Annotated in this window: 23 protein-coding genes; 18 read left to right on the forward strand and 5 right to left on the reverse strand. The window is 69.4% G+C overall.

The annotated features are described in order from the left end of the window. Positions 1–510: 510 nt before the first annotated feature. The 5 genes from BFN33_RS45165 to BFN33_RS45190 all read right to left on the reverse strand — a co-directional run bounded on the left by BFN33_RS45165 (position 511) and on the right by BFN33_RS45190 (position 5,513). Entirely contained in the window at positions 511–714 is a 204-nt protein-coding gene (locus BFN33_RS45165; protein ID WP_069740720.1) for a hypothetical protein, read from the reverse strand. A 370-nt stretch (positions 715–1,084) separates the two neighbouring features. Then, complete coding sequence (locus tag BFN33_RS45175) at positions 1,085–2,791, reverse strand: hypothetical protein (protein WP_079141359.1); 1,707 nt, start codon at positions 2,789–2,791, stop codon at positions 1,085–1,087. A 26-nt stretch (positions 2,792–2,817) separates the two neighbouring features. Further along, on the reverse strand, positions 2,818–4,077 hold the full coding sequence (locus BFN33_RS45180; protein ID WP_088245523.1) for a PBSX family phage terminase large subunit: 1,260 nt from the start codon (positions 4,075–4,077) through the stop codon (positions 2,818–2,820). A 3-nt stretch (positions 4,078–4,080) separates the two neighbouring features. Continuing rightward, positions 4,081–4,605: a hypothetical protein gene (locus BFN33_RS45185; RefSeq protein ID WP_069766048.1), complete on the reverse strand. Its 525-nt coding sequence runs from the start codon at positions 4,603–4,605 to the stop codon at positions 4,081–4,083. Then, positions 4,602–5,513 carry a hypothetical protein gene (locus BFN33_RS45190; RefSeq protein ID WP_069766049.1) on the reverse strand — a complete coding sequence of 304 codons (912 nt, stop codon included), beginning with the start codon at positions 5,511–5,513 and terminating at the stop codon, positions 4,602–4,604. The genes BFN33_RS45185 and BFN33_RS45190 overlap by 4 nt, the downstream gene beginning before the upstream one ends. Positions 5,514–5,669: 156 nt before the next feature. Here BFN33_RS45190 and BFN33_RS45195 point away from each other — a divergent pair, with 156 nt between their 5' ends. From BFN33_RS45195 to BFN33_RS45280, 18 genes are all read left to right on the forward strand, one after another. Continuing rightward, on the forward strand, positions 5,670–6,476 hold the full coding sequence (locus BFN33_RS45195; protein WP_069766050.1) for a hypothetical protein: 807 nt from the start codon (positions 5,670–5,672) through the stop codon (positions 6,474–6,476). Positions 6,477–6,491: 15 nt separating this feature from the next. After that, a complete protein-coding gene (locus tag BFN33_RS45200; protein ID WP_069766051.1) occupies positions 6,492–7,352 on the forward strand; it encodes a P22 coat protein - protein 5 domain protein in 861 nt (286 codons plus the stop codon). A 52-nt stretch (positions 7,353–7,404) separates the two neighbouring features. Next, entirely contained in the window at positions 7,405–7,782 is a 378-nt protein-coding gene (locus tag BFN33_RS45205) for a hypothetical protein (protein ID WP_069766052.1), read from the forward strand. Positions 7,783–7,784: 2 nt separating this feature from the next. Continuing rightward, complete coding sequence (locus BFN33_RS45210) at positions 7,785–8,378, forward strand: hypothetical protein (RefSeq protein ID WP_069766053.1); 594 nt, start codon at positions 7,785–7,787, stop codon at positions 8,376–8,378. Positions 8,379–8,380: 2 nt separating this feature from the next. Then, positions 8,381–8,764, forward strand: coding sequence for a hypothetical protein (locus BFN33_RS45215; protein WP_069766054.1), 384 nt, complete (start codon positions 8,381–8,383; stop codon positions 8,762–8,764). Beyond that, the gene (locus BFN33_RS45220) at positions 8,764–9,105 is read left to right on the forward strand and encodes a hypothetical protein (protein ID WP_069766055.1); all 342 of its coding nucleotides are present in this window, start codon (positions 8,764–8,766) and stop codon (positions 9,103–9,105) included. Before BFN33_RS45215 ends, BFN33_RS45220 begins: the two co-directional genes overlap by 1 nt. Continuing rightward, on the forward strand, positions 9,102–9,437 hold the full coding sequence (locus tag BFN33_RS45225; protein ID WP_069766056.1) for an HK97 gp10 family phage protein: 336 nt from the start codon (positions 9,102–9,104) through the stop codon (positions 9,435–9,437). The genes BFN33_RS45220 and BFN33_RS45225 overlap by 4 nt, the downstream gene beginning before the upstream one ends. Before the next feature lie 17 nt (positions 9,438–9,454). Continuing rightward, positions 9,455–9,703: a hypothetical protein gene (locus tag BFN33_RS45230; protein ID WP_141744020.1), complete on the forward strand. Its 249-nt coding sequence runs from the start codon at positions 9,455–9,457 to the stop codon at positions 9,701–9,703. A 2-nt stretch (positions 9,704–9,705) separates the two neighbouring features. Then, complete coding sequence (locus BFN33_RS45235) at positions 9,706–10,146, forward strand: hypothetical protein (protein ID WP_069744750.1); 441 nt, start codon at positions 9,706–9,708, stop codon at positions 10,144–10,146. 10 nt (positions 10,147–10,156) lie between these two features. Continuing rightward, entirely contained in the window at positions 10,157–10,744 is a 588-nt protein-coding gene (locus tag BFN33_RS45240; protein WP_069766057.1) for a phage tail protein, read from the forward strand. Between the two features lie 118 nt (positions 10,745–10,862). After that, on the forward strand, positions 10,863–11,276 hold the full coding sequence (locus BFN33_RS45245) for a hypothetical protein (RefSeq protein ID WP_069766058.1): 414 nt from the start codon (positions 10,863–10,865) through the stop codon (positions 11,274–11,276). 14 nt (positions 11,277–11,290) lie between these two features. After that, positions 11,291–11,719 carry a hypothetical protein gene (locus BFN33_RS45250; RefSeq protein ID WP_069766059.1) on the forward strand — a complete coding sequence of 143 codons (429 nt, stop codon included), beginning with the start codon at positions 11,291–11,293 and terminating at the stop codon, positions 11,717–11,719. Positions 11,720–11,735: 16 nt separating this feature from the next. Next, on the forward strand, positions 11,736–17,546 hold the full coding sequence (locus BFN33_RS45255; RefSeq protein ID WP_069766060.1) for a peptidoglycan DD-metalloendopeptidase family protein: 5,811 nt from the start codon (positions 11,736–11,738) through the stop codon (positions 17,544–17,546). Positions 17,547–17,548: 2 nt separating this feature from the next. Beyond that, entirely contained in the window at positions 17,549–18,484 is a 936-nt protein-coding gene (locus tag BFN33_RS45260; protein ID WP_256123047.1) for a phage tail domain-containing protein, read from the forward strand. 16 nt (positions 18,485–18,500) lie between these two features. Further along, a complete protein-coding gene (locus BFN33_RS45265; protein ID WP_069766061.1) occupies positions 18,501–19,673 on the forward strand; it encodes a siphovirus ReqiPepy6 Gp37-like family protein in 1,173 nt (390 codons plus the stop codon). A 1-nt stretch (position 19,674) separates the two neighbouring features. Further along, on the forward strand, positions 19,675–20,688 hold the full coding sequence (locus BFN33_RS45270; protein WP_069766062.1) for a hypothetical protein: 1,014 nt from the start codon (positions 19,675–19,677) through the stop codon (positions 20,686–20,688). Between the two features lie 20 nt (positions 20,689–20,708). After that, on the forward strand, positions 20,709–23,924 hold the full coding sequence (locus BFN33_RS45275; RefSeq protein WP_069766063.1) for a right-handed parallel beta-helix repeat-containing protein: 3,216 nt from the start codon (positions 20,709–20,711) through the stop codon (positions 23,922–23,924). After that, positions 23,924–24,202, forward strand: a complete 279-nt coding sequence (locus tag BFN33_RS45280) for a hypothetical protein (protein ID WP_069766064.1) — start codon at positions 23,924–23,926, stop codon at positions 24,200–24,202. Before BFN33_RS45275 ends, BFN33_RS45280 begins: the two co-directional genes overlap by 1 nt. The last annotated feature ends 177 nt before the right edge of the window (positions 24,203–24,379 follow it).

The following is a 24,379-nucleotide window of genomic DNA, read 5'->3' on the forward strand; positions in this document are numbered from 1 at the left end:
CCCGGCATCGTGCACGTACGACAGTCACGGCAACCCATCGTGTCCCCCCTCAGAGATCAAGAGCCACAGAGTACGCACGGGGCTTCCGGTCGTCACCGGCCCGTACAAGCCCGGGACTTGATCGGAACACACCCGTCACAGACGGGCACACTGGGGGAGAGGGGAGTTCCGTTCCAACCCAAGGAGGTGATGAGCACTGTGCCAAAGCGCCAGAAGCCTCGCGGCTTCGCTTCCAAGGCACAGTGGTTAGGCGATACTTCTTCGCCAACCCGCGACTGAGGGCCCGCTTCGCCCACCAGAAGGCCCACGCCACGAAGGGCGGGCCCGTGGCCCGCTACCGCCGTCTACCGATGCGCAAGGGCGTCCGACGCCGCTGAACCGCGCAAGCCCCCGCCCACCCACTCGCTCAGTCCAGCCTGAACAAACCCCAGACGACCAAGCCGGACACGGCCAAAGCCGCCACACCGATGGCCACCGTGAGAGCTGCTGTGGTGACGAAGTCCCGCAAGCTCACGCCTCGTCCCACCACTCCAGGCCCGGAACGAGCCGGATCCCGTCGAACTCCTCGGCAGGCTTGAAGAACCCGCAGCCCGGGACCTCGCACTTCCAGCCCAGCCGCATCGGATCCTTCACCAGCAGATGCTGATGCTCATCCGCCCACTCACCAAGCAGCGGACCGTATGCGAAGACCATGCTGTCCAGTCGGAGATTCACGACTGCCCTCCCTCGCACCGGTGCACGCGGTACAGGACCTGCCCGCCCCACGTCTCCACCGTCTGCGTATCGCCCCGGCAGTCCTTCACCAGGCACGCCCGGCTGGCCCGCCTGACCGGCCGCCGCGGTTCCTCATCTGTGAGGCCCAGCTCCCGCTCGAGACGCTCGATCCTCGCGTAGTCGGGGCGCGGCCGATCAGGCATCAGACGATCCACCACAATCCATGGCGCCCGAGTGAAGAGTGGCGCACCCGGCTGGCGCCCTACCCAGGTGAAGAACAATGCGCAACCGGCGCTGAACACCCACACCACAACAGGGATCTCAGGCACGGGGCCTCCTTCACATCCTTGGCGTGCCGCCAGTATCCCGCTTACGCCGCCTTGGCCTGCCCCTGCTTCGGATCGGCCTGGTCGTCGACCGGCTCGCCGTCCGCCGGGTCCTCCAACGCCCCCTCGCCGTCGGCCGCCGGATCGTCCTGCGAGTCCGGCCCACCCGTGTTGAACGGGTCGCCGGCCGGGATCGGATTCGCGGCCTGCTTGTCGTCCCGGATCCGGGCGACCTCCTTCAGGACCTCTTCCTCATCCCACTCCGGGCGCAGCGTCTTCACCTTCATATAGGTGGAGATCGCCCCCGCCGTCTCCAAGAACGACAACGTCCGCCCCACCGCCTCCGGGTCCGGCTGCACCGCCTGCGGCCACGTCGCGGTCAGCTCCGCCGCAGGGTCCACGCCCTTCGCCTTGCAGTGCACGACATCCACCATCATCGTCGCCGTCACCAGATCCAGCAGCGCCGGCCGCTGATACAGGATCTTCGTCCCCCGCGTGGTCAGGGACTCCTCCTTACGCGCCACGACCTCTGTCGCGGTCGCGGCCACCGTTCCTTCATCCCCGAACGACTGGGCGGAGTAGCCGGCACTCGAGAGGATCTGCTTGCGCAGCGCGCTGCACGTCCGCTCATGCTCATCCACCCTGATGTTGAACTGGTTCATCGCCAGCGCGGTCGCACCCGATCCGTCGTCCAGCATGTTCAGCTGCACGAACACCTCACGGTCCAGGTCGAACATGCCGCCCGTGCCCGGCCCGTCGGTCTCCAGCATCGACTGCGGCAGCATGATCCGCGCCTTACCCAACCGCAGATCCCGCATCCACGACGTCCACGCCTCGTCCAGCGCCCCCAGCAGCGGCTCAATCCCCGCAAAATCCGAGCGCCCGAACGGGACCGCCTCCGGGATGTGCCCCCACCCACGGTTGGGGCGAATGTTCGGCAGATAGGCGACCAGCAGCCGGTCAACCTGCGTATCCACCATCCCCTTGTCGTTCACCCGGCCGGCCAGCCCCTCCGTCTCCGGGTGATCGGCCAACGCCATCGACATGCCCAGGACGTCCGCATCACCCTTGTACAGCCCGTACTCGATGCTGCCGGGCTCGTGCCGCTCCAGCAGCCGCCACACCTCCGACCCTCCGGTCGGAGAGTCCAGCTGCCGCCACACGGTCGCCGCCGCGAGGATCCCCCACTTCCACTCCGGGATCACTGCATCCGGGCCGAGAATGTCCCACCACGGGCGCGGCCGCAGGCTGACATCCCACACCACCCGCACATACACCCCTGACAGGGCCGACGCCAGCTCTGTGCCCTCCCGCATCGTCGCGTGTCCGCGGTCGTCCAGGTACCGCTTGATCTGCTCCGTCGTCGACTTCGCCAGCCCCGTGTCCTCCGTGGAGTCCGTATCGACCGTCACCGACGGGATGTCCGTCCACAGCAGGTTCGCGGAGAGCTCGGCCACGTCCGCGGCGATCGGCACATGCAGCTTCGCCTGCGGCTGACCCGGCGTCACCGGCTCCCCCCAGAACATCCGCGCCAACCCGCCCACAATCCCGCCCCGGTACTGGGACGGCTTGTTCAGGTCGAAGAACTCCCGCGCCCGCGGATTCTGTGCGTACGAGCCGGGCCCGCCGTACACCTGCGCCAGGTGGGCGGTGTCTCCGCCGTACCAGGCCCGCCACACATCCATATCAGCGAACGGCTCCGCGAACTGGACCGGGGGCCAGGGGGTCTTCCCAGACGGCGGCAGCGGCATGACAGTCTCCTTCGAGGGGTTGAGGGTCAGGCGGCGAGCGCGAGATGCCGCTGCCACAAAGCACGAGTGGTGAAGATCCCGTAGCGCAGGGCGTCCACCCCGTGGTCGGCGACCTTCAAGGGCTGCTCGATACCGCGCAGGGAGGCCTGGTCGTCCCAGCTGTAGCCGCCGATCTCCTGGATCAGCGCCTCACAGGACTTGTGGACGAGGAGCTTGTTCGCGGCCAGGATGCTCGAGACGGTGCGGATTCCGTCCATGACGTCGTTCTTCGCCGGCGTCGGGGTGAGCTTGTCCCGCTTCAACTGCGCACTGAACGAGGCCGCTGACGGGTCGACGGTAATGAACTGCGGGCGCACCGCGCCGATCCCGGGCACATCCTGCAGCCAGCCCCGCAGCCGCTCGCTGTACTCGGTGTCCGTGAGCTGCTTACGGGTCTGCCGCGCCTCGTAGCGCCACTCCGCGGCCGCATACAGCTTGCGGTCCCGGCCCAGACCCAACAGGACAGCGTGGAACGGGTTACTCGTGCCGTAGTCCACGCCCAGCGAGATCCACCGGTGGATGCCCTCGGACGGCAGGTCGGTGACGATGTGCCGGTCCCGGTCCCACGCGTCGTAGATCGCGCCTTCAGCGGCCACCCACTCGCCCAGGATGAACCGGCGGTAGAACAAGCCCTCATGAGAGGCCTTCTGGTCGGCCACGTAGTCGGGGTCGAGGAAGGGGTTGTCGTCGATGGTGAAGGAGAACCTGCGCACAGGCTTACGGCCGGACTGGGATAGCCAGTCCCGCATGAACCAGTGGGCGGGATTGTCGGGGTTGGTGGTGCAGAACAGCTGGGCGCCGCGCACCGACATCCGGCCGTAGAGCTGCTCGAAGAACACCTGCGGAATGAGGGTGACCTCATCCACGTAGGCACCGCACACCGTCATGCCGCGGATCTTCGGCTCGGACTTGGCGTCGTTCGCGCCGATCACATGCACGGTCCGGCCCAGGATGACCGCGGTCGGGGCGCCGGGCGTGTAGTGGATGAGCTTGGCGATGTCCCCGAACAGCGCCTCGTCCTGCATCGGCAGAAAAAGGTTCCTATGGATGGTCTGCGCCGTCTTGCCGATCATCACGAGCTCGCCCGTGGACGGCGCATTCGCAATGAAGATCAGCCACTTCAGGAGGGAAGCGATCGTCTTCCCCGACCGGATCGCGCCCTCCCAGCAGCAGATCTTCACCGTCGACTCGGCGACAGACCGGATCTGCTTCCGGGACAACGGCAGCGACTCCAGCGTGGTGGTCACGGGCTACGCCTCGCCGTCACCCTCGACGGCCTGCTCATCCTCGGTGCGCGTGAACGCCACCAGCGCCTCACCCAGCGACCCGAGCATCGACTTGGCCGAGTCCAGGTTCGACGCCTCCACCGCCGGCACCAGCTTCAGCGACCGGTCCACCGCCATCGCCGCCGTTGACATCAGCGCACGCTTCTCCGACGCCGGCGCCTCATCGAAGACGTGCTCCTCGTACGAGTTCTCCTTGCCGCCGAAGGAGTAGACGGTCGTCTCCTCCCACAGCTGGCGGCGCAGCCTCTCCGCGTCGGACAGCAGGTCCTCGGCAAGGATCGACCGGCGTTCCGCCATGTCGGCCAGGCGCGCCTCGGTCGCCGCCTGGATCTTCGACCGGTCGAAGGTGAGACCCAGGAACTCGGCGGTGCGGGACACCATCACGGGCGGTTTGTCGATCTCGCGGGCGATTCTGTTACGGCCGTAGCCGAGGTCGTGCAGCTCGCGGATCCGGTCGTGGAACTCCTCAGGCAGGGGCTGGGGCATCATGCGGTCCTTCGGGCTTGGGCGGGGACAGAGGCGCGGTGGGCGGCGCGGGCGCGCTGCTGCAGCAGGACGGGCAGCGCGGTGCCGGTGGTGTTGACGGTCCAGCGGGGATGCCACGGGATTACGACGCACCGGCAGTGCGGATGTCTGGGGGGCCCGGGGATTGCGGTGAGGAACACGGTCCGCTCGGGGGCCAGGGAGAGTCCGCCGGGGAAGCGGCCGCCGAGCCGGATGGAGCGGCCCGCGTAGGCGGCGCAGGCGGGGCAGGCCCCGGGTTCGGCCACCCACAGCATCCGCACCCCCGGGCCGAGATAGCGGGCCACGACCACAGCGGCGTGCGCGGACGCGGAGGTGACAGCGACAGCGACGCCGGCGGTGATGCGGGTGACCGCGCGGCGGGCGCGCGTGAACACGGACTTCAGTCCGGCCAGCCCGTACGCGGTGAGCCCCGCGGTCGTCAGGAGCGCCAGCGCGTGCGCGTGCTCTTCCTGCACGGCGGCGGGGATGCCGCCCGCGGCCCGATCAGCCGCTACGCCGGTCTCCGCAGCGATGGGGGGAGGGGCAACACCACGCAGCATTCCGACGATCCTGGAAGCGTGCTGAATGCCCATGGACGCCGCGGTGAACGCGGCGCGCTGCGCTTCGGCCATGGCGTAGGCGCCCTGGCCGTGGAAGGCGGCCTGCAGGGCTTTGCGGATGTGCTCGATGAGCGCGGCGAGTTCGGCGGGCGGGGGGATGTGCTGGGTTGTGGTGGTGGCCATCGCCCAGCGGAGGGTGGCGTCTTGCTGTGCGTCGGCCAGGGCCTTGGACAGCGGGCGGGCGGCGGCTGCGGCGTGGCGGTGTTCGAGGGCCCGCAGCAGGGCGGGCTGGCGTTGCGCGGCGTCGGCGACGTTCTTGGAGGACTCCACCACACCACCCCCTCTAGATCCGTGGAATCAAAGGCTCTCTTGCGTATCTGCCTTTGATTGTGCAGCATAGACCCAGGGTTTGGGTTAGCATCCATGCCAGACGTGGGCGGCCAAGGTGCCGCGATCAACCACGTCCAGGCAGCCCAAGGAGGCTCTGAGATGTCGACCCCCGCCCAGCCCGGAACGCCCACGACGGACCCCGGCAACCAGCCGGCCACCCCGCCCGCGCCCCAGGCACCCGCACCGACTCCGCCAGAGCCGGCCGCACCCGCAGCCCCGGCAACACCCCCCGCTACTCCCGCCGAACCCGCTCCGGCCACCGAGCCGCCGACCGAACCCAAGGCCAAGGCGCCCAAGTTCGAAGGCGACTTCGACCCGGCCCGCTTCGAGAAGCTGGTCGAGAACCTCCGCAGCGACGTCGAAGCCCAGAAGCAGAAGACGACCGCCGCAGAGCAGAAGGCCGCAGAGCAGCAGGCCGACCTCCTCAAGAAGGTCGCCGCCGCTTTCGGACTCGACACCGGCGAGGAGAAGCCGCCCACCCCCGAAGAGCTCACCAAGAAGCTGAGCGAAGAGCAGTCCCGGACCAAGGAGTTCGAGGACCGCGCCCGCCAGACCGAGGTGGAGCTCGCCGTCTACAAGTCGGCTGGGGCGCACGGCGGCGACCCCGACAGCCTCCTGGACTCCCGGGGCTTCGCCCAGGCCATCGCCAAGCTCGACCCGGCCGCTCCTGACTTCGCTGCCAGCGTGGAGCAGGCGGTCAAGCAGGCGGTGGAGGCGAACCCGAAGCTCGCCGCGAAAGCAGCCGAGCCGGCCAAGCCCGCAGTCCCCGCGGGCGGTGCGCCGATGGACGGGGCCCCGGGTTCGAAGCGGCAGCTGGGTGCGGAGGACGTCGCGCGGATGACCCCCGAACAGATCACCAAGGCCGTCGAAGAAGGACGCCTCACGTCCTATCTGGGTGGCCGGTAGGCATTAGGAGCCTCCGTGTCGATCAACAACTTCAAGCCGGAGATCTGGTCTGCCCAGGTTCTGACGGCTCTTCGCAGCAGCCTCGTTTACGCCCAGCCGCAGCTCGTCAACCGCAACTACGAGGGCGAGATCAGCTCTCGCGGCCAGTCGGTGCACATCACCACCATCGGTGACCCGACGATCTTCGACTACGACGCGGGCGACACCATCAACTACGAGGACGTCGAGACCGCGGGCACCGACCTGGTCATCGACCAGGGCAAGGCTTTCGCGTTCAAGTTGGACGACGTCGACAAGGCGCAGGCCCTGCTGAACCCGATGGCGCAGATGGCGACCAACGCCGCCTACGGGCTGCGAGACAAGGCCGACGCGTACGTCGCCTCCCTCTACACCGGGGTGGCTGCCGCGAACACGGTGGGCTCCACCGGCGCACCGATCGACACGTACACCACCCCGACCGACGCGTACAGCAAGGTCCTCGTCCCCCTGCGGACCAAGCTGAACCGGGCCAACGTCCCCATGGAGGGCCGCTACGTCGTAGCGAGCCCCGAGTTCATCGGCTCCATGCTCAACGACGACCGCTTCATCCGCGCCGACGCGAGCGCCACCACCGAGGGACTGCGCAACGGCTTCGTCGGCCGCGCCGCCGGCTTCGACATCCTCGAGTCGAACAACACGCCCAACCCGTCCGGTGACACGCAGGTCATCCAGGCCGGCTACCCCGGGGCGATCACGTACGCGGAGCAGATCATCGAGACCGAGGCGCTGCGCCTGCAGAACACCATCGCCGACGCCATCCGCGGCCTCCACGTCTACGGCGCCAAGCTGCTGCGCCCCACCGGGATCGCCGTCGCGTTCGTCAACCCGGCCGCCTAGCCCTCCCAGGGCACCGACACCTCTCGTGCGCTGATCCCCTAGGAGGCCTCTCATGGCGCGCACCGCCGTCACCTACACCGCTCTCACCCCCAACGGCCACACGTCCGACGTCGCCGGCACCACCATCGACGCGACCCTGGTCACCAACGGCGTCATCATCAACGACGTCGACCCCGAGCGCACCGTGCTCCGCGTCGCGAACACCGCGACCGGCGCGAAGAACGTCATCGTCCGCACCGGATCCGGCAGCCAGTCGTGGATGGCCGGCCAGGGCGACCTCACCGTCGCCGTGGGCGCGAACACCGGCAAGGAGTTCGTCGGCCCCTTCACCTCCGCCCGCTTCCAGCAGCGGGGCACGAAGCTGTACGTCGACTTCGAGTCCGGGTTCCTGGGCACCATCACCGTCTTCAAGCTCCCCAAGGCGTACTGACCATGGCGGCGCGCGAATACGAAGGCACCGGTGGGCTACGGCTCACCCTCGAGGACCCGCTGTCCCCCGAGATGGCCAAGCAGGTTGCCGCCGGGCACTTGCACCCCGTCGACGGCAAGCCCACCGATGTGGAGGCCGGCGACAAGTCGCTGGTCGTCGTGCACGGCTCGGAGGCCGACACCGTCAACCGGGTCGGCGACCACCGCCGCGCACCCGGGGAGCGGCCGGGCGAGGACGCCCTGCCGGGCGAGTGGGCCACCTACGCGGTCGCCCTGGGCCTGAACGCGGGCCAGGCCTGCACCCTGACGCTCACCCAGCTGCAGGAGTGGGTGGACGCGCACGAGTCGGCGCTCGGCGAGGGCCAGGACGCCCCCGTGCCGAACACCGACCCCGAGACCCCGGTGGAGCCCCTCCCGGACCGGCCCGCGAAGTCCGCGGCCGTCGCCGAGTGGCGGCAGTACGCCATCGCCCTCGGCATGGACCCCGACCAGGCCAAGGACGCCACCAAGTCCGACTGCCAGGACTACGCCCAGGTCGTCGAGGACGCCCGCGACACCGCGCAGCCCAGCGAGGACGAGACCGGGGGCCAGGAGTAGTCATGGCGCACGCGACGATCAGCGACCTCGAGGCGTGGCTCGCCCCCGAGCCCGCCCCGGCGAACGCGTGGCGGCTCCTCGAGCAGGCCTCCGACGCGATCGACGGCGCGCTGACCGGCGCCATGTACAGCCCCGAAGACCCCGAAGTCCAAGCCGTCCTCACCAAGGCGTGCGTACGGCAGGCCCAGTTCATGATGGACCGCGACGACGAGACGGGCGCCAACTCCGACGTACAGTCCATGACGGTCGGGCAGCGCTCCATCACCCGCCGCGCCCCCAACAACACCAGCAGCAGCGGCGGTTCCGGGGTGCCGGTGGGCAGGCAGGCTGCCCTCGTCCTGCGCAACGCCGGGCTGCTGACCATGTGGCCGCTGGTGACCGGCTGATGCCCGGGCCCATCGGACGCCAGTCCGTCACCGTGCTGGACGCCCCCCTCATAGGCGGCGACTACAACACCCAGGTCCGCGACTGGGACCACCCGACCCAGACGGTCGTGTCCGGCTGCACGGTCGACTACACCACCGCCTCCCGCACCCGGCAGGCGGGCGACCAGACCACTACCCGCGCCCAACTCTTCATGCCCCCACGGGCGATGACGGTCGTGAGTGGGATGCGCGTGGCGTGGGACGGCCGCACCTGGGACGTCGACGGTGTGCCCGCTACCCCGGAGAGCGCAGGCCCGCTGTCCGGTCAGGTCATCTCCCTGCTGGAGGTGAAGGGCGCATGAGCAGCGACGTCATCATCACGGTGGACCTGGACGAGGACGCCATCCACAACCTGCCGCTCTCCCGCGAAGTGCAGGACGACCTCGCCCAGCGCATGGACCGCGTCGTGGACGTAGCCAAGGCCACCGCCCCGGTCCTCACCGGCGCCTACCGGGACTCCATCCACCGCGTGGAAGAGCCCGACCCGGACGGCACCGTCAACGTCGACGCCACCGTCGACTACGCCTACTACGTCGAACACGGCACCCGACAGGTCGACCGCAACGGCCACTCCATCCACCGCCCCCACTACACGCTCTCGCACGCCCTGGACGCGGCAGGGGGCGATCACTGATGAAGGAGACCACCGCCATGGCTGACCCCGCAGACCTGGTCACGCTGAAGCTCATCTTCTGGCACAAGGGCAAGCAGCCCGGCGACACCGTCCAGGTCCGCCGGGACGAAGTCCGCTCCTGGTACGGGTTCGCCGAACTCGTCGACGACGTCGAACCGGCGAAGGCCGACGAGAGCGCGGACACCGGCGCGCAGAAGACCCCCGACAAGGCCGACGACACCAGCACGCCCGCGAAGGCCCCGGCCAAGACGAGCACGGCCAAGTAGCGATGACGACGCCGGTTCTCCCCGACAGCAAGCAGATCGCCATCGATCTGCTGCAGAGCGCGCTCGGTAGTACCGCGCGTGTCGTCGGTGAGCTCCCGGACTCGGCCGGCTTCGACGCCGAGCTTCCCCTGGTGCGGATCCTGCGCATCGGCGGCACCGCCGGACTGCGCGGCTGGGCCGATCCCTCGGCGATCGACCGGCCCCGCTTCTCCGTCGACTGCTACGCGCTCGCCAAGCCCGCCCTCGGCGCGGCCATGCGCCTCGCCCTCAGGGTGCGCGGCGAGTGGGAGCTCCTGCCCGGGCAGGCCACCGCCGACGGGATCGTCACCGCCACGTCCGAGGAGACCGGACCACAGGACCGGCCCGAAGAACCCAACACCGGGGTTCGCCGGGTCGGCATGACCCTGGGGATGAGCGTTCGCCCACCCCGAACCGTGAGCTAGGAGGCCCGTCGTGGGCAACGCAGACAACATCAAGATTGGCGTGAAGGGCCGCGCCTACGTCGCCGACGTCGGCACGACCTTCCCCACCAGCCCCTTCGTCGCCTGGGGAACCGGCTGGGCCGACCTCGGCTACATGCACCCCGACGGTCTCGAGGAGGCCCTCGGCGAGGACCGCACCGAGATCAACGCCTGGGGTGAGGAAGCCCCGGTGAAGACCCGCGTCAAGTCCCGCGACGGCTCCTTCAAGATGAACTTCCTGGAGACGACAGCGGAGATGCTGTCGCTCTACTACGCCGTCCTCATCTCCGACATGACCTCGGTGCCGGCCGTGGTCGGGCCGCCGGCGACCGGCCAGTACCTGTCCTTCGGGACCGGGCAGGCATCCCCGGGCATCGAGAAGGCCCTGGGGATCGACATCATCGAGGGCGACGAGATCGAACGCATCATGATTGCCCGCGTCGACGTGTCCGACCGCGGCAACCGCAAGCGTTCCGCGGACGACGCCAGCGGCTACGAGCTCACCTTCAAGCCGCTCGCCGCCCCCTCCGGCGGCCAGGCCGTCCAGCGCTTCATCACCAACATCGCCCTCCCGGCGTAACCCCCTGAACTGGTGGTCCGCCGCGCTCACATCCCTGGGCGGGGGCGGCGCCGGCGGACCACCACCCCACCCCTCAGCTCCCCGCCCTGAGCCCCTGCCCTAGAAGAGAGAACCCGCCGTGTCCAAGCCCAACCGCAAGGTCGTCCGCCTCCAGCAGATGCGCGCCCAGCGCCAGGCCGCCGCGAAGGTCCAGTTCGTCGACATCGTCTTCGACAACGAACAAGGCCTCGAGGAGACCTGCACCTTCCCCGTCCAGGACGACTGGCCGCTGGAAGTCATCGAGGAAGTCGAGGAGAAGGGCGGCAACGCCAACCTCAACGTCCTGCGCGAACTCGCCACTCCCAAGGAGGCGTTCGACAGGCTGGTGAAGGTCGCCAAGCTCACCGTCGGTGAACTCAAGGACCTCATCAGCGAGATGGACGGCGAGGCGGGCACCAGCCAGGGGGAAGGCTCTGGCTCCTCGCCCTCCTCCGAGAGCACGCCGGAGCCGTCCGAGCCGACCTCCAGCGCTACTACCCCGGCCGCCGCCTAGAGGAGTTCTGGGCCATGTCCTGGGGTGAAGGAACCATGAACTGGGCCGAGCTCCGCGACCTGGTCACCAACCTGCCCGAGGACTCCGCCACGAAGGCCGCCTACGCGGGCGACAGGGACGGCCACCGGTGGAAGCAGGACACCTACCTGCAAGCCACCACGGTCAACCTGCTGCAGCTCATCGCGGCCACCCTGTGGAAGGCCCACCTCAAGGGCGACCCGCCGGAGATGACACCGGTCCAGCCGCCCAAGCTCGCCGCGGACGAGGAACGCGACCAGCTCGCCGAAGCACGCACGGCCCGCAACCGGGCGCTGCTGGACAGCCTGCGCCCGCAGCAGGACCCGGCCGTCACCGCGGCGAAACAGGCAGAGATCGAGCAGTGGCTGGCCAGGATCCGCGAACTAGAGCAGGCCAAGGCCGCACAGCCGCAACCGCAGTCGTAGAAGAGGGGAGGGCAGCATGGCCGAAGCCACCGTCGTCGGCTCCACCCGGGTCAGTCTGATCCCGGACATGAGCCAGTTCGGCGACCGGCTCCGTATCGAGCTGCCCTCCGCGATCCGCGAACCCGCCAAAGCCGCCGGCGATCTCGCCGGGGACACGATCCGTACCGCCATCCTCAAGAAGCTCGCCAAGCCGATCGGCGTGAAGGTCACCGCGTCCCTGGACGATGCGGCCGCCAAGACGTCCCTGCGTGCCCTCACCCAGGACCGCACGGTCAAGGTGGTCGCCGACCTCGACGACAAGGCCGCCAAGACGGGCCTGGACCGGCTCACTGTGGGCCGCAAGGTCACCATCACCGCCGAAGTCGACGACACCGCCGCGAAGTCGAAGCTGGGGGCGCTGTCCGGGCAGCACACCGTCGACATCCTCCCGAAGATCCAGCAGGCCGCCTACCGGCAAGCCGAACAGCAGATCGCCCGCCTGGTCCAGGACCGCGTCGTCAACATCCGCGCCAGCGTGGACACCCGCGTGGCGGCGAACGAGATCCGCAACTTGATCCAGCGGCGGGTAGTCCGGATCGGCGCGGACGTCGACACCCGCGTCGCTGCCGCCGACCTCGCCAACCTCACCCAGCGGCGCACCGTCCGTATCAACGCCGACGTCGACACCGCGGCCGCGGCCACCCGGCTGGCAGCGCTGACCCGGGACCGCTCCGTCAACGTCCGTATCCGCACCCTCGGCCTGGGCGCCCTCACCGGATCCCTGGGGTCCCTCGGCTCCTCCGGCTCGAGCAGCAGTGGCGGCATCGCCTCCCTGGCCGCGACGGTGCTGAAGTTCACCACGCTCGCAGCGACCGCCCTGCCCACCATCGCCTCCCTCGCCCAGGCCCTGGCGCAGATGGGCCCCCTCGCGGCCACGGCCGCACCCGCGGTCGCCGCGCTCGGCGGCGCGTTCGCCGCGTTCAAGGTCGGCACCATGGGCGTCGGGGACGCCATCAAGGCCGCCTTCAACCCGGTCGCCTCCGAGGCCACCAAGGCGGCCACGGCCACCCGGCAGGTGGAGAACGCGCAGCGCTCCCTCACCCGCGCCCAGCAGTCCCTCAAGGACGCCCAGGTCCAGGCCGCCGACCGGGTCAAGCAGGCCAACCAGCAAGTCGCCACTGCCGAACGCGACCTCACCGCCGCACAGCGCGATGCACGCCAGGCCCAGCAGGACCTCAACGCGGCCCGCCACCAGGCCGTCCGTGACCTGCAGGACATGAACAACCAGCTCAAGGACTCCCGCCTCGACGAGGAAGGCGCCACCCTCGCCGTCCAGCAGGCCGAGGAAGACCTCGCCCGCACCCGCTCCGACCCGACCGCCACCCAGCTGCAGATCCAGCAGGCCGAACTCGCCAAGGAGCGGGCGGTGCAGTCCCTGGACGAGCAGCGCCTGGCCACCAATCGGCTCGAGAAGGACACCGCGGCCGCGAACAAGGCCGGCGTCGAGGGCAGCAAGACGGTTCTGCAGGCCAAGCAGCAGGTGTCCAACGCGGATCAGCAGGTCGCCGACCGGCAGCGTGCCCTCGTTCAGGCGCAGGCCGATGTGGTCAAGGCGCAGGTGGAGGGGCAGCGGCAGATCGCCGACGCCCAGCAGGCCGTTGCCGATGCCGCCCGCAGTGTGGCCGATGCTCAGCAGAAGGCCACCACGCAGGTCTCCGCTCTGGATACGGCGCTGTCGAAGCTGTCGCCGAACGCGCGGGCGTTCGTCGGCCAGTTGCAGGCGATGGCCCCGGCGTGGCGGGACATGAAGCTCGACGTGCAGGACCGTCTGTTCTCCGGTGTCGCCACCCGGCTCGGCACGGTGGGTGCCCAGGTTCTGCCGACGGTGCGCCGCGGCCTGATCGGCGCCGCCGGCGAGCTCAACCTCATGGGCAAGAACGCGCTGACCGCCGTATCGAACCTGCAGAAGACCGGGCAGCTCAAGCAGATCTTCGACGGCGTGACGACATCCCTGGGGAACGTGTCCCGCATCCCCGGCCAGATGGTCACCGGGTTCGCCCAGCTCAGCATCGCCGCGCAGCCCGCGTTCGACCGCATCACCGCCGGCGCCGCAAGCGTCGTCGACAAGGTGATGGGCAAGCTCGCGGCCGGCATGAAGGACGGCAGCCTCACCGACGCCATCAACACCGCCCTCGATGTCGCCCTCCAGTTCGGCCAGGTCCTGGGGGACATCGGCGGCATCCTCGCCGGGGTCTTCAAGGCGGCATCCGCGGCGGGCGGAGACTTCTTCGGGACGATCGGCGCCGCCCTCGCGGAGATCCGCCGCATCATCGAACTCCCCGAAGTCCAGGCAGCCCTCACCCAGATCTTCAAAGCCCTCAACGCAGTCGCGACGCTCATCGCGGGCACCCTCGGGTCGGTCATCCAGGCAGTGCTGCCGCTGCTGGCCGTGCTCGCCCCCATCGTCAAGGAACTCGCCGAGAAGTTCGGGCCCGTCATTGCGCAGGTTCTGGGCGCGCTCGGCAAAGCCCTCATGCCGGTCATCGACGCGCTGCTGCCCGTCCTCCTCAACGTCGGCGGCATCCTGGTCGGTCTGGTCACCGGCCTGATGCCGCTCCTGCAGCCCCTCGGCAACCTGATCGGGGCGATCGTCACCGCCCTCGCCCCCGTGGTCTCAGCCCTGGGGGCACAGTTGGTGCCGGTCGTTGCCTCGCTGGCGCAGGGCCTGGCCCCGGTGATCGGATCCCTGGTCCCGGCCGTGCAGAGCCTGGGCCAGTTCATCGGCCAACTCGCGCCGCTGTTCCCGCAGATCCTGCTGGCCATGATGCCGCTGCTGCCGCCCCTGGCCCAGCTGACGGTGTCCCTGCTGACGCTGGCCCTGCAGGTCATCACCCCGCTGATGCCGCTGATCGTGATGCTGGCGGGCCTGCTCACCAAATCCCTCGCCACGGCGATCGGCACGCTGGTCCCGGTCATCGTCACCGTCATCGGCTGGATCAAGGGTTTCGTCGATGCGGTCACCGCGGCCGTGAAGTGGATCGTCGACAAGTTCAAAGCCCTGTTCGACATCCTCCTCGGGCATTCGATCATCCCGGACATTGTGCTCGGCGCGATCTCCTGGTTCTCCCGCCTGTGGAAGCGCCTCGGTGAGATCGTCGGCGCACTCAAGGACGGCATCGTCAAACGCTTCGGGCAGGTCAAGGACACCTCCAGCAAGATCTGGAGTGGGTTCTGGGGCAACGTCACCTCGACGGCGTCCAACTCCTGGAAGGACATGCGGCGCGGCTGGGACACCTTCGCGGACTCCCTGACCGCCTCCTTCAAGCTCGTCGTCAAGGGTCTCGGGAAGATCTGGGGCGGCCTCGCCGACTACGTCAAGACGCCCATCAAGTTCTGGATCGACACCGTCTACAACAAGGGCGTCACCAAAGTCTGGAACGCCACCGCGGGCAAAATCCCCGGCATCCCGGACCTGAAGCCCATCGGCCTGCCCAAGGGCTTCGCCCGCGGCGGCATCAACACCGGCCGGGCCCGGGGCGGCGTCCTGCCCGGCTGGTCGACCTGGCGCGACGGAGACGACCAGCTGGTGCCGATGCGGCGCGGCGAGGGCGTCTACGTGTCCGAGGTGATGCGCGACCCCTATGAGCGCCAGCGCCTGTACGCGCTGAACGCGGCCGCGATGCGCGGCCAGCACCCCTCCACCGTGCGCGCCCAGTACGGGTTCGCCGGCGGCGGCATCTTCGGCGACATCGGCTCCGCCATCGGCAGCGCCGGATCATCCATTGCCAGCGGTGTGGGCGGGGTCCTGAAGAAGGGCACCGACGCCGTCCGCGGCACCCTCGGCGACCTGGCCGCCAAGGCGTTCAAGCCCATCAAGAAGGGCATCACCGGCGCCCTGGGCTCCAACGTGAACACCTACCCGGGGATGATCGGCGCCGCACCGCTGTACATGATCGACAAGGCGATCGACTACATCCGCGGCAAGGACATCCCCGACGCGTCCGGGCAGTGGATCAAACCGGTCAACGTGCCCTACGGCACCCGGTTCGGCGTGAAGGGCTCCATGTGGAGCAGCGGCCGTCACACCGGCCTGGACTTCCCCGCCCCCGTCGGCCGGAAAGTCGTCGCCGTCGACAACGGCACCGTCAAGTCCGCCACCAACGGCGGCCCCTACGGCAAGCACGTCATGGTCAACCACGGCGGCGGCCTGCAGTCCCTGTACGCGCACATGTCGGCGATCGCCGCGAAGGTCGGCGACGGCATCCAGCAGGGCGGCCGGATCGGCAGTGTGGGCGCGACCGGCAACGTCACCGGACCCCACCTGCACCTCGAGGCCCGCCTCAACGGCAAGTCGATCGACCCCATGCCCTACCTCACCGGCGGCGGCACGGGAGACGGCGGCTCCGGCGTGCAGCGCTGGAAGGGCGTCGTCACCCAGGCCCTGGGACAGGTCCACCAGTCCCTCGGCCTCGTCAACACCACCCTCAGGCGGATGAACCAGGAGTCCGGCGGCAACCCCAAAGCGGTCAACCGCACCGACTCCAACTGGAAAGCCGGCCACCCGAGCGTCGGGCTGATGCAGGTCATCGAGGGGACGTTCAAGGCGTACGCCGGGAAGTACCGCAAGACCGGCCCGTTCATGTACGGCGTCAGCGTCGACCCACTCGCCAACATCTACGCCTCCATGAAGTACGCCCTGGCCAACTACGGCAGCCTCGCCGCCGCATACAACCGGCCCGGCGGCTACGCCCGCGGCGGTATCCTCGGCGGCGGCATCCGCATCGGGCGCGGCCTGCCCCGCGGCTACGCCACCGGCGGCGTCATCAAGGTCGGCGGCAAACGCATCGACACCGGACCCCTTGCCGCATCCGTGGGCTCTGATTTCCTCAAGCAGCTCACCGGCACCGCCGCGCAGATCGACGCCGCGATGTCGAAGGTGGCCACCGCCGTCAAGAACGCCTTCAAGGGCGTCAAGACGACCCTCGATGACCGGCTGCTGGCCAGCATCAAAAAGTCCAACGCCCACCTGGACCTGCTCGCGAAGCAGCGCGACGCCATCGCCGCGAAGATCACGCAGGCGAACACGCTGGCTGCGGACTCCACCACCCAGGCCGGCCAGTTCGCGGCCCTCACCAGTCTCCCCAACGGCGGCAACACCTTCGATGCGGGCGGCATCCTGTCCGGGCTGAATGTGCGCCTGGGGCAGATCAAGGCGTTCGGCGCGAACCTGAAGATCCTCGGGCAGCGCGGGCTGTCCAAGACGCTCCTGCAGCAGATCATCGCCGCGGGCCCGGACGGCGGCGCCTCCTACGCGCAGGCGCTGGTGGACGCCACACCGCAGCAGATGAAGGACATCAACGCCACCCAGGCGGCCATCACATCGGCGTCCAGCACGTACGGCAAGGACGCCGCGGACGCCATGTACGACGCCGGTTCCCAGTCCGGGAAGGGCTACCTGGCCGGTCTGAAGGCGCAGGAGACGGCGATCACCAAAGCGATGGCTGACCTGGCAAAGAAGATTCAGAAGACTCTCAAGGTAGAGCTGAAAATCAGCAGCCCATCGCGGATCACCAGGGCACTCGGGCGCTTCACCGGTCTGGGCTTCGCCTACGGCGTCAAGGACGCTGTTCCGCAGGCCGCTGCCGCTGCAGCCCGCATGGCCGCTGTGGTGCGCGCCTCCGCCGCCGCGACGACCTCCCGCATCGAAAGCAGCACTACGTCCGCCACCTACGGCGACCGCGTCCTCAACTACCAAGCCACGGTGCGGGAGCAGGCCTCCCGGGCGTCCATCCTCGCCGCCCTCGCTCTCGAGGACTCGCTGCACCGGCCCGTCGTCGTGGGAGGCTGACCGTGCCCATCCTCGTCCCCGCAGCCGCGGTCCCGCCGCCGGTCGTCGTGCCGTGGCCCACCCGCGTCAACGAGATGCCGCAGGTGTGGTTCACCGACCCCGCCGGGCTGACCACGAAGTTCAACGACTGGGCCAACGGCTGGGTGTTGCAGCCCGGCGCCAAGGGCCTGGACATGCCCGGCTACGACTTCAGCCAGGACCAGAGCCCCGGCATCGACGGCTACGCGATCCGTCAGGTCCGCGCCCAGGGCAAGGAGATCGCCCTCCCGGTCGCGTTCTGGGCGGACGACTCCCGTACCGCCTACCTCGCCCGCCGGCGCGGACTAATCCGCTCCCTGAACCCCAAGCGGGGCGAGGGCACCCTGACCGTCACCCAGTCCGACGGGGCCGCCCGCACCATCGGCGCCCGCTACAGCGCAGGCCTCGAGGGCGATGAGTCCCTGGACGCGGCCGGCGCCCGCTGGTGCATGGGCGTCCTCACCTTCGCCTGTCCCAGCCCTTTTTGGCTCGGCCCCGAGGTGACCACCGAGTGGCGGGCCGCCGTCTCCGGCACCTTCTTCCCCGTCCTCCCGCTCGTCGTCGGCAACAGCCAGGTCCTCGGCAGCGTGACGGTCGACAACGACGGCGACGACGACGCGTTCCCCGTCTGGACCATCACCGGACCGGCCACCGCCGTCAGTCTCACCAACGTCACCACCGGCGACGTCCTCGTCCTCGCCCACACCATCACGGTCGGCGACACGATCGTCATCGACACCCGGGAACGCCAGCAGACCGCCCTGCTGAACGGGGCCACGAACCTGTGGGGCGACCTGTCCGACGCCTCCACCATGTGGGCGCTCGAGCCCGGCATCAACGACCTCACGTTGACGGTGTCCGGTTCCACCAGCAACACCCGCGTCCGCATGACCTACCAGCCCCGCTACCTGGCCGCCTGAGAGGAGGCACACCCCTATGGACGGCAGTGCACTGCGTGTGTACGTACGCGACAGCGGCCTGCACCGGCTCGGGCAGATCGCCGAGTACACGCAGCTGACCGTGATTCCCCGCTTCAATGCGGTCGGCGCCTACACCCTCGAGGTGTCCGCCGACTCCGACAAAGCCCCCCTGCTGGTGGAGGGCAATGGGCTGATCATCCGCACCGGTTCCGGGGACACGATCATGTCCGGGCCGATCCGCACCGTCGACTGGTCCCGCTCCGCGTCCGACGGCGGCTCCGGGAAACTCACCGTCGGCGGCGTCGACGACACCGCGCTGCTCGCCCAGTACACGTGCTGGCCCAGCCCGGCCGCCGTCATCGGCTCGCAGACGGCCTCTGTGTACAAGCTGACCGCCATCGCCGCGGAGACCGGCATGCGCACCCTCGTCAACGTCAACGCCGGGCCCGGGGCGCTGGCCTCCCGCAAGAACCCCCTTCTCACCCTGTCCGCGGACGGCGGGCGGGGCGGCACCATCACCCGGCAGGTAAACCAGTTCGACAACCTCCTGAACGTCCTCGCCGACATCGGCAACACCGCCGGCCTCGGCTTCAAGGTGGTGCAGATCGGGGCCAGTCTCCAGTTCCAGATCTACCAGCCGGCCATACAAAGCGCGGCCCGGTTCGCGTTCGCGCTGGGCAACCTCACCGACGCCTCCTACTCCACCACCCCGCCCACGTGCACGCGGGCCATCGTCGTCGCGGGCGGCGGCACCTCCCCGCGGGTGTGCAAAACCTACGACCGCACCGACCCGCTGTTCCCCGGCCTGGTCATCGAGCAGTTCGTCGACCAGACCGGCGTGGACACCGCCAGCGTCGACCTTGCCGCGCAGATGGACCAGGCCGGCGCCGAAGCCCTCACCAACGGCGCCGGACAGGGCAGCCTGTCCATCTCCCCGATCGACATCCCGCAGCTGCGCTACGGCCGCGACTACAGCGTCGGCGACACCGTGGCCGCCGACGTGCGCGGCGACTGGTACACGGACGTCGTCCGCGAGGTCACCCTCACCTCCACCGCAGCGGACGCCACCACCGTCAAAGCCACCCTCGGCGGCGACTCCACCGGCACCTCCACCGTCGCCCGGATCTACGCCTACATCGCCCAGGTCAAGAAGGACGTCGGGCGCCTGAAGACACGAAAGGCGGCCTGACATGGCTGAATTCTCCGCGCCGTTCGACGGCTCGCCCATCGCAACGGAACTCCAGTGGTCCCGCAACGCCCGCCAGTGGGGCTCCGACGGCGTCCACACCAACGACCCCGCCTCCACCGCGCTGAAGGTCGCCGGGTCGGGCACCACCACCGTCTCCGTCCAGCCTGGCATGGCCTTCGTCAACGGCTTCTACTACCACCTCGACGCGGTCAAGAACCTGAACGTGCCCGCCAATGCGGGCGGCACGGCCCGCGTCGACCTGGTGGTGCTGCGCGCAGACCAGGCCGCCAACGCCGTCAACGCCTTCTACAAGACAGGCGGCGCCACACCCCCGCCGCTCACCCAGGCCGAAGACGGCGTGTGGGAGATCCCCCTCGCCCAGTGCACGGTCGCCGCCGCCTCCACCACGGTCACCGCGGCGAACGTTGCGGACCGCCGCTACCTCACCGGCCGCAGCGTCCTGCCGTCCATCGCCGGGGCCCGCCCGCCGAGCCTGAAGAACCAACTGCTCGTCGAGGACGGCAGCCTGTACGTCGGCGACGGGGCGACATGGCGGTGGATCGCCTCCCAGGGCGTCAGCGACTCCACCTACACGCCCGTGTGGACGGCCGGCGACTCCACCATCAACTGGGGCTCCGGCAGCCAGAACATCGGCCGCTACCAGGTCTCCAACAAGCGTGTCGATCTGACCATCCATCTGGTGCCCAGCGGTAACCCGCCCGCCTACGACTCGCCGATCGAGGTGTCCCTGCCGCCGGGGCTGCCCGCGACCAGCGCGGTGCGGTCGCTTTTCAAGTGGAACTACACCTCGGACAACGGTGAAGGGTCAGCGATCGGTGTCGCGATGGTCTTCCCGACCGAATCCCTGTCCAAGATCGCGCGGCTGCGTTACTCGATGACGCAGGGCACTTCGTCCACGGTCGTCCCCAACTCGTTCTCGATGTTCACCAATCAGCCGTTCAACATCCGCACCAACGATGTCCTCACCATCGACGGCTCCTACTGGCTCGCCTGAGCCTGAAAGAAGGAAACACAATGGCCAGGCACCCTTTCGGAGGCTCCCCCTCCGATTACGCCATGGAGAAGGTCGGCAACCAGCTCCTGCTGCGGCCCACCGCCGTCGGCACCGTCTGGGACGCCCTGACCGACGGCACCCAGCTCACCGACCTCACCGACCTGACCGGCAACCCCATCACCACCGTCACCGCCGACAGCGACGGCGCCGTCGCCTTCTTCGGCCCCGACGGAGTCACCAGCCTGTACGTCGACTTCGGATACGGGCGCCGCTACGCCATGGCCACGATCGACACCGGCGCCGTCCTGGCCGGCTTCATGGCCCAGGGCGGCACCCCGGGCGGCTGGGCCCAGCTGGACGGCTCCGGCCACATCGACCCCACCCAGATTCCCGCCCAGCTCGACTGGCTCAACGTCCGCACCTACGGGGCGGTCGGGGACGGGACCCACGACGACACCGCCGCCATTCAGGCAGCCATCGACGCCTGCCCCGAGGGCGGCGTCGTCTACCTCCCGGCCGGCGTGTACAAGACGACCGCCACCCTGGACCTCCTCAGCGGCGTCACCCTGCAGGGAACCCACTCCAACCTGATGATCGGGCCGGGGATGACGACGGCGGACTCCGCCTGCTACATCCAGCCCGCCACCCCCTTCACCGGCACCAGCGTCCTGAAGATCATCGGCGACGATGACGGCACCCACCCGGCCCTGTCCTCCGAGCAGCGGCTGCACAACCTGATGCTGGACGGCTCCCAGCTCACCGGCACCTCCATCGACGGCATCTTCGCCAAGGGCAACGTGCAGAACGTCCGCATGCGGGACGTGACGATCCGGCAGATGCCCAACAACGGCATCGTCACCGCCTCCAACACCGCGGGGAAGTACCCGTTCTCCTGGCGCCTGTACCAGGTGATGATCGACGGCTGCCACGCCAACGGCTTCCTGTTCTCCCTGATGACGGACCTGACCGCGGTCGACTGCCAGGCCATCGGATGCTGGGCGCACGGCTGGGTCCTGTCGAACCTGCCCAACTCGCATCTGACGAACTGCCGGGCCGAATGGTGCGGGAACTACGGCTACTACGTCACCGGATCGTGGGGCACCGGCGCCGGCTCCGGGGGAGCGGTGTTCACCGGCTGCTCCACCGACCGCAACGGCTGGGACGGCGTCCGCATCGACGCCACCGGCAACGGGCCGCTGCAGTTCACCGGGCTGATGACCCGCCGCGACGGCCGCAACGGCGGCGCGGGCGGAGGGAACTACGCGGGCGTGCGGGTCGCGGCCGCGACCATGCCGGTGCTGATGTCGAACGTCACCTGCTTCCCCGGCGTCGACGACGACGGCACCCAGACCAACAGCCCGCAGTACGGCATCTCCGTCACCGGCTCCTCCACTCGTGTCCAGGTCGCCGACGCCTACCTGCACGCCGCGACGAAGGGCCTCAACGACGACACCACCAGCACCGTCATCCTCGGCAACAACATCACCTACGCCACCGGCCTGACCAGCGCGCCGGTGCGCACCCCGCAGGCCGGTGGCCTGGACTGGCTCAACGCCAAGGCGTACGGGGCGCGGGCCAATGGCACCACCGACGACACCACCGCCCTGCAGGCCGCCCTGAATGCGTGCCCGTCCGGCGGCACCGTCTACCTGCCCGCGGGCACCTACGCCACCACCGCACCCCTGACGGTGCCGCCCGGCGTCACCTTGCGCGGTGCTCACGGCGACCACTTCGACAACCTCACCGGCTGGACGCAGACTGCCGCCCGCATCAAGCCGCTCGCCACGTTCTCCGGCGTCGCCGCGATCCTCATCCTCGATGCCCCGCTCGGCGGGTACGCCGCCAAGAGCTGCGAGCAGCGCCTGTACGACCTGACCCTGGACGGCACCGCGCTGCCCGGCGGGAACGCGGTCGACGGCATCCAGGCGCAGGGCACGATCCGCGGGATGGTCTTCGAACACCTGTCGATCAAGAAGTTCGGCGGGCATGGGATCTTCTTCACCTACAACTCCGGTGCCCCCGCCGGGCTGCCGCAGTCCCCGTACTCCAACCGGCTGCGCCGCATCGTCGCCTCCGACTGCGGCGGCAACACCTTCTCCTTCAACAACATGACTGACTCGACGCTCATGGACGTCGAATCGATCGGCTCCGCCGGGTACGGCTTCTTCCTGTCCGGCTGCGGGAACAGCACCCTGCTCGCCTGCCGGGCCGAATGGAACCTGCGCGGCTTTCACATCGTGCCCGGCAACGCCCAGCTGTCCCTGATGGGCTGCTCCACCGACCGCAACACACAGAACGGCATCCTCGTCACCGGCGGCAGTGCGGGCGCCACCGTCGTCATCACCAACGCCCGCCTGAACCGCGACGGCCGCAACGGGGGAAGCGGCGGCGGGAACTACGCCGGCCTCAACGTCGACACCACGCCCGCCTTCGTCAGTGCAACCGACGTGAGTGTCCTGACCGGCATCGACGACGACAGCACCGGCACCCGCAGCCCGCAGTACGGAGTGTCCGTCACCGGAAGCACCTACGTCGCCGTGCACAGCGGCATCCTCAACGGCAACACGGCCGGCTGGCGTGACGCAGGCGGCAACACCCGCCTGCAGCGCGGCCTCAACGTCCGCGAAATCGTCGGCGACCCCGCAGCCCCCACCAGCACCCTCGACGGCGGCGGCACCCTCGACGGCATCACCGGCAGCCTGTCCGTGGTCGGCCGCGCCCTCGGCGTGCCCCGCCCCGCCGACCACGCCCTGACCGCCTGGACCCAGGACCCCGCGACGATCGGCAACGGCTCCGCGGGCGTGAGCGGCACCGTGTACCTGGCCGCCGTGTACGTCCCGAAGTACGCCACGCTGACCAAGCTCATGTGGGGCATCAACACGGCCGGCTCCGGCGCCACGGCCGGACAGAACTTCGTCGGCCTCTACAGCGCGGCCGGAACACGGCTCGCCTCCGTCGGCGTGGACGCGCGCGTGACGGGCACCGGCCCGTTCACGGAGACCATCAACGTGGACGTCACGCCCGGCCTGTACTGGGTGGCGTTCCTCCTGGTGGCATCGACGATGCCGCAGATCTACCGCGGCGGCACCCTGTCCGGCGGCCTGCACGGCGCGAACACCTCCGGTGCGACTGCCCGCTTCGCGACGAACGGCACCGGGCAGACCAGCCTCCCCGCGACCATCACACCCGCGTCGAACGCGTTGACCAACCTCACGTTCTGGGGAGCGGTCGGCTGATGCCCCTTATCGTCGGCGCCGGCACCCCGGGTGTGATCACCACGGTGGTGTCGGCCGCACCCGGCTGGAAGGTCGACGCCTACGCACCCCGCGGCACCGACATCTCCAGCGTGCCCACGCCGTCGCACGTGGTGGCGTGGGCGCTTATCGCCACCGAACTCGCCCCGGGCGGGGCTGTGGTGGAGCCGGTGTTCGTGGCGGGGGGACGGACGTGGACACCGGATCAGTTCCGGGCCGCCTACGGAGCGGCCATCGAACTCAAGATCGCACCGCTATGAGGCGAGGGACCGACGCGGCGTGCACGTCAGACAGGAAGCACGGCCTCCACGGCGGTGCTTCCCTCGAGCCGCTCGACCGCGGTCTTCAGGGCGTGCCCGTCGGGACGGTTCCACCAATCCCCGTGACGGACGATCGTGGCACCGGCCAGGCCGCGCAGGACATGCGGACCGGACGCG

The organism is Streptomyces sp. LUP47B, assembly GCF_001746295.1.
Lineage (GTDB): Bacteria > Actinomycetota > Actinomycetes > Streptomycetales > Streptomycetaceae > Streptomyces.